This is a genomic window from Streptomyces marianii, from assembly GCF_005795905.1.
Taxonomy (GTDB): domain Bacteria; phylum Actinomycetota; class Actinomycetes; order Streptomycetales; family Streptomycetaceae; genus Streptomyces; species Streptomyces marianii.
Map to the genome: position 1 here is coordinate 7,680,756 of NZ_VAWE01000001.1, position 12,969 is coordinate 7,693,724.

Below are 12,969 nucleotides of genomic sequence, written 5' to 3' on the forward strand. Positions count from 1 at the left end.
ACCTGCTGGTTCTCGAAGTCGGGTAAGTGAGCGTAGCCATGTGTGAGTGAGTGTCGTTGTCCAGGGTGTGAATCTGACGGGATGGGCGAAGGCGCAGGGTGTGCATCCGCAGACCGCGTATCGCTGGTTCCGTGAGGGGACCCTGCCGGTACCGGCTCAGCGGGTCGGGCCACGCACGATCCTCGTGGATGGGAGCGAGGGGCACGGGCTGTGGTCGCGTCCGTCCCGTGGGGCGAAGGCTGTGAGGGCGTCGGCGTCGGTCGCGCGAGCGTGCAGGAAGTAGTCGGCCCATTCGGTGATGTCGGGGTAGGACGAGTCCTGGCTGAGCTGGATGGCTGCTGCTTGGAGGTCGAAGTGCGTGGTGCGGAGTTCGACGCCCGGGCCCAGGAGGGCCCAGTGTGCTCCGGTTCGTCCGTAGGGCATGCCGATGCTGCCGGGGTTGATCACGAGTCGGCCGTGGGCGAGGCGGACGAACGGCATGTGGGTGTGGCCGCAGACCACGGTGCGGATGTCGGTATCGAGTCCGTTGAGGACTTCCTTCCAGCGGTCGAGGCGGGAGTCGACCAGGACGACCTCCTCGTCGTCGCGAGGGGTGGCATGGCAGAACAGCACCTTTCCCAGGCCGTTCACGGACAGGGAGAGTGATCGTGGCAGCGAGCTGAGAAGGTCGAGATGGTCTTCGCGGAGCTGTTCGGCTGACCAGGGGGCGATCGGGTCGGGGATCGTGTCGCGCTGCCCCCGGCGGTATTCGAGGAGTTCCCGGTCGGCGTTGCCGCTGATCCAGATGACGCGGTCGCCGAGGCTGGCCAGCAGGTCGAGAACCTGGGCCGGTTGCGGGCCGGCGGCGATGTCGCCGGTCAGCACGATGTGATCGGCGGTGCTGACGTCTGGTTCAGCGAGTACTGCCTCCAGGGCCGGCAGGACTCCGTGAATGTCGGACAGGACGGCTACTCGCTTCAGCATGGTCACCACTGTGCGGCGAAGGCAGCCGAGTGGTGTGACCTTTCGCCCGGCGCGTAGTTCAAGGGGTGCCGTTCAGCGTGTGTGGTCGCCGGGTGCGTAGTTCCTCCAGGAGGCTCCGGCTTCGGTGGCGATGCGGGTGGTGCTCTTGATCGTGGCAGCCCAGTGCCTGGGCGATGACGGGCGCTGGGGCCTGGAGGACGAGCTGGCGGATGGCGGAGGTGCGGCCCTTCTCGGCCGGGATGCCGAGTTTCCGCAGCGCGTCGCGCAAAGTGCCCGGTTTCATCGCCCGGCTCGCCGCACAGCACGAAGAGATTGTCCGACTCCGCGAAGCAGCCGCCGGAGCAGGCCGCGTCAGCCGCCTTCCCGCGCCCGGAACCACCGTGATCGGGACCTGCGGTTGAAGCGCCTTCTCTGCGGATCAGACAGCCGGCCCCGGGAGGTGACCGAGGCGCTTGGTGACGCGCTCACGCAAGAGGAGGTACTCCTCCCGGCGCCGAGGCGGCGGCCCCGGCGGCCGTTTGACGACTCGCGCTGCGGTCACGCTCTGTCCATCCTGGAACTGCTCGCGCGTCAGGTCGAGTTCCGCACCACTCGGCAGCCGATTCCACCAGTGAAATCCATGCTGTTCCCCGCCGCAATGGACTCTCCCGACCATGAGGTCGCCGCCGAAGACGTCGTTCACGACCAAGGCCGTGATGTCACAGTGGCCCCACGCCGGGTTGTCAGGCTGCCACTCGGCGCGGGCAAGGTCGTCCGGGGAACAGGTGTCGGCGGCCCAACTGGCACGCAGAGCCTCGTCGAAGGTGAGCAGATTCCAAGGGATCACTTCGGCAGCATGGCAGCCGCCACTGACATTGACGCTGATACTCGGGTTCCGGTGGTCGTGGCTCTGCCACCGACTGGCGCCCTGCTGGGCTGTCCGCAAGTGTTCTGTCCGGCTGCCGGGACCTGTTCAACGCGGTCCACGAGCACCACAGGAGAGCGATCTGCGTCACGATCACCCAGCCGGAATGCAACACACCCGGCCACCTGCGTCGCGAAAGCTGCCTCACGACCCGGCCTGCTCAATCGCCACACGAGGTCATCCGCACACGGCCTCTGCGGACACAGGGCATTCCTTTCTGACCCACGTCGGCGAGTGGGGCTCGTCGCCCCTGACGCTTACGGCGAAGTCCCGGCACAAGAAGCCGGAGAACGTCCGCCGCTGCCTCGAGCCGTCCCCAGAGGCGATCAACGAGTTCCCACGAGCCTGCCCGCTCCCGGCGACGGCAGCCGAAGGGCCTCGTTCCTTCGACAGCAGCCGAAGGGCCTCGTTCCTTGATGGTTCTCAGCGCCAGCGGTGCCGGCTCCGTTCTCCTTGCGGGGCCGACCCCTTGACACCGCGGCGCCTTCTTGGCCTTCTCGGCCCTCGGTCATAGTCGGCGCCATGGACTATGACGTAGTGGTGGCCGGAGGCGGCCCGGTCGGACTGATGCTGGCCTGCGAGCTCCGGCTCGGAGGCGCGCGGGTGGCCGTCCTGGAGCGCCTCACCGAAGTGGACCCGACGATCAAGGGTGGGGCGATCACCACGCCCAGTGCCGAGGCGCTCTACCGCCGGGGCATGCTGCCCGCGCTGGCCGAGGTGCAGCGGCAGGCGATGGACCGCTTCCAGGCATTCGTGCGCGAACGGAACGGCGGGGACGGAGGCGGGGCTGCGGGCCAAGGGCTCGGGTTCGTCGGGCACTTCGCCGGAATCATGCTGCGCGCCGACCTGGTCGACCGCATGGAGCCGGGCCTCGGCGACGCCGGACCCGCCGCCGAGGTCGCTTTCGTGACGCAGCAGGACATCGAGCGGCTGCTCGGCGGGCGGGCGGACGAACTCGGCGTCGACGTGCGCCGGGGAGTGGAGCTGACGGGCTTCGACGCGGACGACGGGGCCGTCACCGTGCGGACCAGCCACGGGGCGATACGCGCCGGCTGGCTCGTGGGCTGCGACGGCGGCCGCAGCGCGGTCCGCAAGCTCGCGGGGTTCGGGTTTCCCGGTACGGAACCGGAGATCACCTGTCACCAGGCGGTGGTGGAGATGACCGGCGCCGAGGACCTGAAGGTCGGCTGGACCGCCACGGACACCGGGGTGTACGCCCACGGGCCGATGCCGGGCCGCGTCGTCACCGTGGAGTTCGACGGCCCGCCGGCCGACCGGGACGCGCCGGTCACCACCGAGGACCTCCAGGCGCGGCTGCGCCGCGTGTCCGGCGTGGACGTCACGATCACCGGGGTGCGGACCGCGACCCGCTTCACCGACCACGCCCGCCAGGTCACCGGGTACCGCGAGGGCCGGGTGCTGCTGGCGGGCGACGCGGCGCACGTGCACTCCGCGTTCGGGAGCCAGGGGCTGAGCCTGGGCATCGGGGACGCGATGAACCTCGGCTGGAAGCTCGCCGCGGTGATCGGCGGCCGGGCGCCGGAAGGGCTGCTGGACACGTACACCTCCGAGCGGCACCCGGTCGGCGCGTGGGTCCTGGACTGGACCCGGTCCCAGGTCGCGGCCATGCGCCCGGACCCGCAGTCCCGGGCCCTGCGCGAGATCGTCAGCGACCTGGCGGGGACGGTCGTGGGCACCACGTACCTCACCGCGCGGCTCAACGGTGCCGCGGTGCGGTACGAGCTGCCGGGCGAGCACCCGCTGACCGGCCGCAGCACCCCGGACCTCGAACTCACCGACGGCGGCCGCCTCGCGGACCACCTCCACGGCGGCCGGGCGCTCCTGCTCGACCTCACCGACGACGCGGAGCTCCGGGCCCTCGCTGCGGGGTATGCCGGCCGCGTCGACACCCTGACGGCCGGCTGTCCGTCCCGCCCGGAACTGGCGGCGGTCCTCGTCCGTCCGGACGGTTTCACGGCCTGGGCGGCCGACGTGGGGGCGCAGGCGCTGACGTCGACGGTCGGGCTGGCGGAGGCGCTGGAGGAGTGGTTCGGAGTGCCGGAGGGTGCAGTGACGCCGGGCTGATCCGTCGCTCTGCTGACCGACTCGAACGACGAGCCGATCCCACCCACGGCCGCCGCACCCGCCCGGTGTGGCGGCCGTCCGCACCCCGGTCCCGGCCCAGCAGCAGCCCGGAGCTCTCACCGGCCGCCTACCGCACTCGCCGCCACGTCCCTCGCCGGTGTACCGCTCCCGGCGCCCTACGAGCCGGTGACCAGTGCAAACGTCACCGCCGGGACAGCCGGCGGTGACGGTCACCCGCACCGGGGTCACACCTGCTCGGCCGAGTCCGGGGCGCGCGGCGGGCGCAGGCCGCCCGGCAGTTCGGTGGGCTGTAACGGGTACCGGCCAAGCATGTTGACGTGGTGCCGTGCGAACGGGGCAGGCGGGCCGCGTCCTCGTCGCGGACGTCGCATCCGTCCGCGCGCAGCCGGTTCACCGCGGCGCCGGCCGGTCGTCCCGCGCGGACGGGTGCGGCGGAGGAGTCGGCGCCAGGCCCCGACGGGTGATGCGCCTGCACCCGATCATGGGCTAGGTTAGGTGTGCCTTACCTAATCTAGCCGAGGGGTGCGGAATGACTGCTGACGACGTCTGCGCGGGCGAGGAGGCGAGCGCGGCCGAACAGGTGCGCACTGTGCTGGCCGCCGCCGAATCGTTCACGGTGGTCACCGACGGGCACACCTGCGACCTGGTCGGCGGCGGTCTGCACAGCGTCGGCGGCGACGGCCGGCTGCTGCTGAGGGTGCCGGCCGACTGCCGACTGGCCGGTGAGGTCGCCCTCGCACCACGCGGCACGCTCGCCGTCGTGCTCAAGTTCACCGACGTAGCGCCGGTCGCGGTCCGCGACCGGGTGCGATCCCGCGTCACCGTCGCCGGATGGCTGGCCCCCCAAGGTGCGCCGGGATGCGAGGAGTCCGGCACCGTCACGTTCCGGATGGTCACGGCACACGTCGCCCTGGAGACCCCGGCAGGGGCGGTCACGGTCGGCCTCGACGAACTCGCCCTGGCCCGGCCGGACGTGCTCGCCCTCCACGAGGCCGCCATGCTCACCCACCTCGTCGACGACCACGCCGATGTCGTGGCCCTGCTCACTCGGCTGGTGGACCCCCCGCTGCTCCAGGGAGTGGTCCGGGTGTGGCCGCTGGCCATGGACCGGCGGGGGATCACCCTCCGCCTCGAACACCCGCACAGCCACCGGGACGTCCTGCTGCCCTTCCCCGCGCCCGTGCGCGACCCGGGGGACGCGGGCGACCGGGTCCGGGAACTCCTGGCGGCGGCCCGCGCCCGCCGTCGCGGAAGCCGACTGCCGAGCCGGCCGTGACCGGCGGACACCCCGAGCGGTTCCCCGCCCGCCACGCCGCGCGTCCCGCCGCGGAGCGCCCGGGCCGGACCGCCGAGGATCCCTCCCCGGAGCCCGGCACCGACCTGGTCGGCGCGATCATCCGCGCCGCCCCTCGCGCGGCCGTGATCTGCACCCCGCCGGGACCCACGTCCTAGTGCCGCGTCGGGCGGGGTTCGCCCCGTCGCGGCGCCCGGCACGGCGACTCGCGGCGTTGCCGAGTCAAGCGAGCAGGCCCACTACGAGTCGATCCGGCGTCCTGCGCTTCTTCACGGCCCGGGAGTGCCGGGGAGACCCGGGGACCGGACGCCGCTCCTCGACGGGCACGCCTTGCCCGACGCTGCACTGGCCCGCGTGTGCGAGTGCCGCCCGGCCCGCGACGCGCATCCGCTGCGTCGTGCGTTCCGTCCGGACGCACTGGTACGAGAGCGGCCGTCCGAGATGTGGGGTCCCCGCGGGAGACGCCGCAAGCCCCGCCTCGCCGTGGACCACGCCGTTGTGCGGCCAGGAGCCCTCCCGGACGACTGCCGTGACCGGAGCCCGGGCGGACGGCCTCAGTGCGGCGAACGGGCCGCGCGGGCTGCTCGAAGCGTCCGTGGCCCGCCCTCACCCGTCGAGGAAGTGGAACCCCGGACGCGGGTGCATGAGGAAGTCGTGGTGCGAGATGTTCCAGGCGTACGCGCCCGCGAGCGCGAACACCAGCCGGTCCCCGGCCCGCAGACCCGGCGCCGGCACCCGGCGGGCGAGCACGTCCTTCGGCGTGCACAGCTGCCCCGCCACGGTCACCGTGTCGCCCCGGGCCGCGGGGCGCGGCCACGCGTGGGGCCAGCCGGCCACGGTCAGCACGGCACAGGGCTGGTCGTGGCCCTTCGTCGCCGGGGTGCGCAGATGGTGCGTTCCGCCGCGGACCACGGCGAAGTCCTCGCCGTGGCTGCGCTTCACGTCCAGCACCTCGGTGGCGTACCAGCCGCAGTACGCGGTCAGCGCGCGCCCCGGTTCGATGCGCAGCCGAACGTCCGGGTGGTCCTCGGTGAGGCCGGCCAGTCCGGCTCCGTAGCCGGCCCAGTCGAACCGGGCGCCGGGATCCGCGTAGTCGACGGCCATGCCGCCCCCGACGTTCACCTCGTGGAGCGGTACGCCATGGTGCTCGAAGAGTCGTACGGCCCATGACACCACGGACTCGGCGACGGCGAGTTGCGCCGCCGCCCCGAGTCCGCTCGCCAGATGGGCGTGTACCCCGTGCACCCGCAGCCGGGGGCAGGACCCACCGGTGAGGAACCGCATCACGTCACCGGCCTCGGACGGGTCCAGACCGAACGGTGTCGGGCGGCCGCCCATGGACAGCGCACTCGCCCTCAACGCCCCGTCGGACAGCGGAAGATTGAAGCGCAGCAGCACCGCGACCGGCGGGGCGGGCGCCGGCCGCTCGGCGGCGAGGGCTGCCAGCATCCGCAGTTCATGGGCGCTCTCGACGTGGAACCGGGCCACGCCGGCCGCCAGCGCCGCCGCCGTCTCGGCAGGCGTCTTCCCGGGTCCGCCGAACGCCAGCGGACGGTCCGGTACGGCCTTGGCCGTATGGGCCAGTTCCCCGCCCGAGGACACCTCGAATCCGTCCACGTGCGGCGAGAGGGCCGTCAGGACCTCCGGTTCGGGGTTGGCCTTGGCGGCGTAGTAGAGCTCGACCCGCTCCGGCAGTGCCTCCCGTACCGCCGCGGCGTGCCCCCGCAGCGCGCCGAGGTCGTAGAGATAGGCGGGGAGCTGCTCCGCCGGGAGGGAGAGGGCCCGCTCGCGCACCGGTGCCGTGACGGCGGGGGAGACCGCGGTGGGTGAGGTGACGGCCGTCGGGGAGTCCGTCATCGTGCGCTCCGGATGTCGTCGGCGCGGGCCGCTCCGGACAGTACGTCCTCGGCGAGCGGGGAGGGCAGCCGCACATAGCCCGCGTCACGGTCGGCCGTTCGTGCCCAGCGGGTGAGCAGATTGGCCTTGGCGGGCAGCGGAGCGCCCGACAGCAGCGCGTCGAGCCGCGGCTGCGGCCCGTGTTCGGCCGCGTGGCGGCGGAGCGTGTCCCGTACCTCGGCCCACAGCGCGGCCTCCGCGACCGGGTGCAGATCTGCGAGGGCGGCGAGCATCTCGGACACGTGGTTCACCAGGAGGCAGTAGACCACCCGGTCCCAGCCGCGCCCGGCGTCGTACGTCATGGGCCCCGCCACGTCCGCCGGCAGCGCGGCGAGCGCGGCGGAGTGCCGGTCCGCCAGGAGTTTGGTGCCCTCCAGGTCACGGAACAGCACCTGCCGGGGGCGGCCCCCGTCGTCCACGCACACGAGGACGTTCTGCAGATGCGGCTCCAGGACGAGGCCGTGGTCGAAGTACGCGGCGAGCACCGGCGGCACCAGCAGCCCGAGGTACGCGCGCCACCAGGACAGCGCCGTGCGCGGGTCCGTGTCCGCCAGGAGGCGGGAGACGTGGGCGGGCCCGGTGGCGTACTCGTCGGCGACGGCCGCGGCGAGCAGGGGGGTGAGTCCGGGCCGCAGCCTCCGGCCGAGCCCTTCGCGGACGATCACGCCGAAGCCTTCCAGGAGTTCGCGGACCGGTTCTCCGTCCGGCCCGGGCAGGGCGAGGCTCCGGTACGCGGGTTCGCGCAGCATGTCGCTGCCGGGGAAGCCGGCTGCCAGTTCGGCGAGGACCGGCTCCAGCAGCCGGGTCAGCGCCACCGCGCCGGACAGTTCGTATCCCGCGTTCTTCCGGAGGCAGTTGGTGATGCGGACGTTGAGGCTGAACTTCAGGAAGCCGTTCCCGTCGAACAGGGTGCGGACGGAGGCCGTGGCGGCGAACGGCGTGGCGCCGGGGCCGAGGTCGAGCACCTCACCGCGGGCGAGGGCCGTACGCAGCCGGGGGTCGTCGCGCAGCAGCGCGTACTGCCAAGGGTGCGCGGGCAGCAGCCGGTAGCCGTCCGGAGCACGTCCCAGCCGGTCCAGCGCCGCGTCGGCGCCCGGCTCCGCCGACTCCCCGGCGACCAGGTCCTCCCGTACCGCGAGCAGCCGCAGCGGGAACGACGCGCCTGCCTCGGGCGCGTACGCCGCCCAGGCCGCGGGATCCCCGCCGCGGGCCTTGGGCGTCGGGTGGAAGCGGTGCCCGAGGGCGAGCGACTGCTCCGAGGCGAGATACCCGGTGGGCACGGCACGCGGGCCGGCGTCCCGGGCGGCCGGGCGGCGCCCGGCGAGCGCGGAGGCGACGCCCCGGTGGCTGGAGGCGACCTGCTCCAGGAACTCCTCGTTGCGCACGCCCGTGCGCAGTGTCAGTTCCGCGTGGACGTGCTCGGCGAGCCCCTGCCAGCCGACGGGCGACCAGCCGCCGGAGGTCTCCTCGGTGACGGGGCCGGCGAACCGGTGGGCGCCCAGCAGCGACGTACGGCGCAGCGCGACGCGCAGCAGCACCCCGCGGCGGGGCAGCCGCAGCAGCAGGTGCCCGTCGATGACGGCGGTCTGCTGCTCGGGTCCGCACAGTTCACGCAGGAGGCAGTTGAGGAGGGTGTGGGCGACCGCCTCGTCGGCCGAGGGCGGGGGCGCCAGCGCGGAGCGGTGCGCGGAGGGATGTGTGGAGGTCATCCCGGGTCACACTCCCCGCAGCAGGTAGTTGGGGCCGGTGGTGTAGTGCTTGTTGATGTCGGACGCTCCCGAACGTTCCTTGGCGAGCAGGGTTCCCGCGGTCACCATCGCCTTCACGGGGAGCTCGGGTGCGTCCAGCACCCGTGCCCGCAGCACGGCCCCGGGCTCACCCGGTCCGGTCCCGAGCCGCTCGACCGCCTCGGCCAGCCGATCCCGGACGAGCCGCAGCAGCCGGTCCAGCGGGGCGCGTCCATGGCGGGCGAGGCCGAAGGCGTAGGCCCCTGCGCACAGATGGACGGTGACGGTGGTGAAGAGGTCGGCGAGCGGAGCGTCGCCGTCGGTGAGTATGCGGCGGTCGTCGAAGCCCCCGGGCCCGGGGGCGTCCGTGCCGAGCGCCGCCCGCAGCCGGCCGCCGTGGACCCGCGGGCCGTCGTTGTCCTTGAGGAGCAGCCGCAGCCGGGGGCCTCGGCCGGTCCGGTCCAGTACCAGAGACACGTTCTGCTGGTGGGACTCCAGGGCGATCCCGTACCCGAAGAGCGTGGTCTGGAAGTCCAGCAGCAGCGTGAGAACGGCGTCCAGCAGCGCGAGCGGATCGCCGCCGTGGAAGCGGTCGGCCAGATGGTCGACGACCAGCCGCCCTCCGGGTGCCCGGGCGAGCAGGGCCGCCATCGGCACGACGACGCAGCCGTCGAGTCCTGCGGGCTGGCGGCGCAGCAGTACCGCGAGCAGCTCGTGCCCGGCGTGCGCGAAACGGGTCTCGTCGGCGAGGAGGACGGTGTCCCGGAACCGTGGTTCGCGGGCGGTCACGGCCTGGAGCAGACGCTGGACGGCGGCACCGTCGCTCAGGGTCCCGGGTTTGATGGTGCGCCGGTTGAGCCGGCCCAGTGTGGAGGTGGCGAGCGGCAGTTTCAGATGGACCCCGGGCCGGTCGGCGAGGGCGACCGTCCGCATGGACAGGGTGGGTACGACGTCCAGATGGGCCCGCGGCGCGGGAACCGCCCGGTCCCCGAGCCCGGCGGCGCGCACCGCCTCGCCGAGCGGGCCCGCTGCCGTGAGCGGATGCACGGGCAGCGCGACATGGCTGCCGTCGAGGCCGGACAGTCCGAGGGCCGAGGGCGCCGGGCCGAGGAGCGGGCCCACGGCGGTCACGGCCTCGCGTGGCACGGCGAGCCAGCGCAACGCGAACCGGGGGTGGAACTCCGGCGCGTACGCCCGAAGCGCCGCGCCGGCCAGGCCGGACCTGCCGCGAGCGGTGGGGTACACGGGGTGGTCGAGCCGGGCGGCGAGGGTGTCCAGGGCGAGGCCCCCCGACAGCCCGGTCCAGTCGGCCGGGTCGGGGCCGTGGCGCTCCGCGAGCGTCCGCAGCACCTCCTCCTCCGTGGCCTCGTGCAGCCGTACGGTGGCGAGGGTCTGACGGCACTCCTCGGCGAACGCCTCGAAGCCGCCCCGGTCCACCGGCGCGGCGAGGGAACGGAGTTCGGCCAGGACCGTGTCGGTGTCCGTCAGCCCGGCGCCGTCGGACTCCCGGCGCAGCAGCGGTTCCCTCGCCGCCCACACGTACTGGAAGCCGTCCTCGCGCACCGGCAGCAGCAGCGCGTCGGGTCCGGGGGTCTCCAGCCGCAGCCAGGTCCCGTCCGCGCGCTCGACGGGGCGGCCGCGGCTGCGCAGCCCCGCGACGTCCTCGCGCAGCAGGGCGCTCAGCACCCGCAGCAGCAGTTCGCCTCCGGCAGCGGCCGGTCCGGCCGCCCGGGCCCGTGCGGCGGCCCCCGCCGGGGGGACCGTCAAGGCGTGATCTCCCAGCGCTGCGCGGCCAGGAACGCGGTCACGGCGCGGTCCACGGCCGACCGGTCGGTTCCGGTGGCCCGCACCACGCCGAGGAAGTCCCGGTTGGTGCCGTACACCGGGCGGCGCTCGCCGAGGCCGCGCAGCGGCCGGTACGTCAGTTTCACTCCGTCCGCCTCCACTTCGGTCGCCCCGGGGGCCGACGTCAGCGTCCCGGCACGGTCGGCGCACGGGTAGTCGAGCCTGGCCGCCCCGTCGGTCCGCGCGCCCAGCGCCGGCGGGAGCGGCTCACCGAGATGCGTGCGCAGGACGTGCTCGAAGAGCGGTATGTCCAGCAGCCCGGCGAGCAGCAGATCGCACTGGTCCCCGATGGCACGGTAGTTGACCTCGATGATCCGCGCGCGGCCTTCGTGCACCGTGAACTCCGTGTGGCAGGCGCCGAACCCGACGCCGAGCGCGTCGAGTTGGGCGAGCACCTGCGTCTCGATGTCCCTCGGGTGCCGGGGGACGTAGGTCAGCCGCTCCTCGACGAAGTACGGGGGAGGGGACAGTTCGGTGCGGAACCCGCCCAGCACATGGAGTACCCGCCCGTCGCCGAGGGTCTCCAGGGTGAACACCTCGCCGGGCAGGTACTCCTCGACCACCAGCGCGGCCCCCGGCCGCCGCGCGCGGATCTCCTCGCAGCGCCGCACCAGTTCCGGCGCGTCCCCGACCATGACGACGTCCTCGCTCGCCACGCCCTCGCGCGGCTTGACGACGCACGGGTAGGGGAGGTCGGCGGCGACGGCGGCGGCGTCCTGCCCGGCGGTCAGTTCCACGGACCGCACGGTGTCGGCGCCCGAGGCGGCCAGCCGGCGGCGCATCTCGGCCTTGTCCTTCGTGCGCAGCGCCGCCCGCCAGTCCTTCGCGGCCAGCCCGAAGTAGTCGGCGGCGAGCGCGGCCTGGGTCTGCAGGTGGTCGCTGTTGGTGAACACCGCCTCGGGGGTGCCGTGGGCGGACACGCGGGAGACCACGGCCCGGAAGTCGTGCACGTCGCACTCCAGCACCTCGACGTCCGGGTACACGGCGCGGTGTGCGGCGGGCCGGTCGGTGAGCAGTGTGACGTCCAGGCCCAGCCGGCGGGCGGCCGGGAGGAATCCCTCGGTGACCGAGTCGGTCGGGTTCAGGGCAAGCAGGTACAACCGCATGAGGGGGCCACTCCGCGCTCGGATCCGGCGATCCGAAGTTCCGGATCACGGGACGAGAGCCTAGGTTAGGCACACCTAAGTCTGTCAATTCGCGTCAACACGGCCTCGGTTGGCGCGCGAGATCACTTCTGTGGTTAAGGTGAGGCTCGCCTTACCTCATTTGTGTCAGTCGTCGTGTCGAGGAGCGCCCGTGACCCTGGCTCCGGTGTACCCTCACGCCTCCGCCGTGAGCTGCTCCGCCCTGGCCGGTTCGGTATTCCGCAGGCTGGTGGTGCTCTGCCCGGCACTCGAGGCGGACGTCGCGGAGACCGGTTCCCGGACCCCGCAGGGCTGGGTCGACGGCGCCGAGCTTGCCGCCCGCCCCGAGTTCCTGGACGCTCTGGTCGCCGCCGAGACCCTGCGGACGGAGCGCGACCACGGCCGTACTCCGCGTCCCGACGTCGCCGCCTCCCGTGCGCTGCACGACTACCTCTGGTCCGTCGGTCTGCTGATGAGCGGCCCCTGGTGCCTTGAGCGCCGCGTCCCGCGGATCCGGCCCGAGAGTGTCCGCGTCAGCCTCACCACCGGGGCGTACTCCGTCGTACCCGGCGGCTTCGCGTGCCTCCCCGGCGATCCGGCCGCCGGGCTGCCGGGCGTGAGGGTGCTGCCGCACGAGGAGGCCCTGCGCGCGGAGCTGCGCGCCGCTTTCGCCGACCATGTGCGTCCGCTGCTGACCGTGATCGCCCCGCTGGTGCGCCGCGGGCCCCGTGCCTTGTGGGGCATGGCGGGCGACGACCTGGTGTCCGGCGTCTGGTACCTCGGCCGGATGCTGGGGGAGGAGGAGCGCGGTGTGCGGGCCGCGACCGAACTGCTGCCGGAGCCCGTCCCCCCGTTCCCCGGCGGTGCCGACTTCCGCCGGCTCGCCGGCCGCGAGGGCCGGTCGTACCCGACCCGCACCCGCGCGGGCTGCTGCCTCCACTACACCGTCCGCCCGGCCGAGGCGTGCGCCACCTGCCCCCGTACGGGTGACGCCGAGCGGCTGCGCCGGCTGGAGGGTGACCGCCCCCGCTGACGGGGTCCGCCCGGGAGGCGTCCACGACACGCTTCTGATGGGTGAGTCATGTGGCGACTTGTCCTATTCGCCACATA

The 12,969-nt window shown here is 73.5% G+C and carries 11 protein-coding genes and 1 pseudogene; 5 read left to right on the forward strand and 7 right to left on the reverse strand.

Annotated features, from left to right (window positions below; translation table 11 throughout):
• Nucleotides 1-67 precede the first annotated feature (67 nt).
• Nucleotides 68-187 (forward strand): annotated as a pseudogene (locus tag FEF34_RS42165) (IS607 family transposase); the annotation flags it as partial.
• Here FEF34_RS42165 and FEF34_RS34720 read toward each other — a convergent pair.
• The 3 genes from FEF34_RS34720 to FEF34_RS34730 form a co-directional block, all read right to left on the reverse strand.
• The gene (locus FEF34_RS34720; RefSeq protein ID WP_138056696.1) at nucleotides 157-963 is read right to left on the reverse strand and encodes a metallophosphoesterase family protein; all 807 of its coding nucleotides are present in this window, start codon (nucleotides 961-963) and stop codon (nucleotides 157-159) included. The pseudogene FEF34_RS42165 and the gene FEF34_RS34720 sit on opposite strands and share 31 nt — an antisense overlap.
• Nucleotides 964-1,021: 58 nt before the next feature.
• Nucleotides 1,022-1,246 (reverse strand): hypothetical protein, encoded by a 225-nt coding sequence (locus FEF34_RS41635; RefSeq protein ID WP_171053211.1) that lies wholly within the window; start codon nucleotides 1,244-1,246, stop codon nucleotides 1,022-1,024.
• 135 nt (nucleotides 1,247-1,381) lie between these two features.
• Complete coding sequence (locus FEF34_RS34730; RefSeq protein ID WP_138056698.1) at nucleotides 1,382-1,789, reverse strand: YunG family protein; 408 nt, start codon at nucleotides 1,787-1,789, stop codon at nucleotides 1,382-1,384.
• Nucleotides 1,790-2,389: 600 nt separating this feature from the next.
• Between FEF34_RS34730 and FEF34_RS34740 the strand changes: the two genes are divergently transcribed.
• The 3 genes from FEF34_RS34740 to FEF34_RS34750 all read left to right on the forward strand — a co-directional run bounded on the left by FEF34_RS34740 (nucleotide 2,390) and on the right by FEF34_RS34750 (nucleotide 5,425).
• Entirely contained in the window at nucleotides 2,390-3,952 is a 1,563-nt protein-coding gene (locus FEF34_RS34740; protein WP_234042670.1) for an FAD-dependent monooxygenase, read from the forward strand.
• Between the two features lie 550 nt (nucleotides 3,953-4,502).
• Nucleotides 4,503-5,249, forward strand: coding sequence for a DUF2470 domain-containing protein (locus FEF34_RS34745; protein WP_138056699.1), 747 nt, complete (start codon nucleotides 4,503-4,505; stop codon nucleotides 5,247-5,249).
• The gene (locus tag FEF34_RS34750; protein WP_138056700.1) at nucleotides 5,246-5,425 is read left to right on the forward strand and encodes a hypothetical protein; all 180 of its coding nucleotides are present in this window, start codon (nucleotides 5,246-5,248) and stop codon (nucleotides 5,423-5,425) included. Before FEF34_RS34745 ends, FEF34_RS34750 begins: the two co-directional genes overlap by 4 nt.
• 448 nt (nucleotides 5,426-5,873) lie before the next feature.
• On the opposite strand, the gene FEF34_RS34755 is transcribed toward FEF34_RS34750, so the two are convergent.
• From FEF34_RS34755 to FEF34_RS34770, 4 genes are read right to left on the reverse strand one after another with little or no spacing between them, the layout of a single operon-like run.
• Nucleotides 5,874-7,124 carry a type III PLP-dependent enzyme gene (locus FEF34_RS34755; protein WP_138056701.1) on the reverse strand — a complete coding sequence of 417 codons (1,251 nt, stop codon included), beginning with the start codon at nucleotides 7,122-7,124 and terminating at the stop codon, nucleotides 5,874-5,876.
• Nucleotides 7,121-8,872 (reverse strand): IucA/IucC family protein, encoded by a 1,752-nt coding sequence (locus FEF34_RS34760; RefSeq protein WP_138056702.1) that lies wholly within the window; start codon nucleotides 8,870-8,872, stop codon nucleotides 7,121-7,123. Before FEF34_RS34760 ends, FEF34_RS34755 begins: the two co-directional genes overlap by 4 nt.
• A 6-nt stretch (nucleotides 8,873-8,878) precedes the next feature.
• Nucleotides 8,879-10,657 carry an IucA/IucC family protein gene (locus FEF34_RS34765; protein ID WP_138056703.1) on the reverse strand — a complete coding sequence of 593 codons (1,779 nt, stop codon included), beginning with the start codon at nucleotides 10,655-10,657 and terminating at the stop codon, nucleotides 8,879-8,881.
• Entirely contained in the window at nucleotides 10,654-11,841 is a 1,188-nt protein-coding gene (locus FEF34_RS34770) for an ATP-grasp domain-containing protein (RefSeq protein ID WP_138056704.1), read from the reverse strand. Before FEF34_RS34770 ends, FEF34_RS34765 begins: the two co-directional genes overlap by 4 nt.
• Nucleotides 11,842-12,031: 190 nt before the next feature.
• On the opposite strand from FEF34_RS34770, the gene FEF34_RS34775 reads away from it, so the two are divergent.
• A complete protein-coding gene (locus FEF34_RS34775; protein WP_138056705.1) occupies nucleotides 12,032-12,892 on the forward strand; it encodes a (2Fe-2S)-binding protein in 861 nt (286 codons plus the stop codon).
• Nucleotides 12,893-12,969 lie beyond the last annotated feature (77 nt).

Bases quoted from the DNA above. Each gene is read 5' to 3' on its own strand.
- FEF34_RS34720 (WP_138056696.1), bottom strand. From the start codon at position 963: ATGCTGAAGCGAGTAGCCGTCCTGTCCGACATTCACGGAGTCCTGCCG.
- FEF34_RS41635 (WP_171053211.1), bottom strand. From the start codon at position 1,246: ATGAAACCGGGCACTTTGCGCGACGCGCTGCGGAAACTCGGCATCCCG.
- FEF34_RS34740 (WP_234042670.1), top strand. From the start codon at position 2,390: ATGGACTATGACGTAGTGGTGGCCGGAGGCGGCCCGGTCGGACTGATG.
- FEF34_RS34745 (WP_138056699.1), top strand. From the start codon at position 4,503: ATGACTGCTGACGACGTCTGCGCGGGCGAGGAGGCGAGCGCGGCCGAA.
- FEF34_RS34755 (WP_138056701.1), bottom strand. From the start codon at position 7,124: ATGACGGACTCCCCGACGGCCGTCACCTCACCCACCGCGGTCTCCCCC.
- FEF34_RS34760 (WP_138056702.1), bottom strand. From the start codon at position 8,872: ATGACCTCCACACATCCCTCCGCGCACCGCTCCGCGCTGGCGCCCCCG.
- FEF34_RS34770 (WP_138056704.1), bottom strand. From the start codon at position 11,841: ATGCGGTTGTACCTGCTTGCCCTGAACCCGACCGACTCGGTCACCGAG.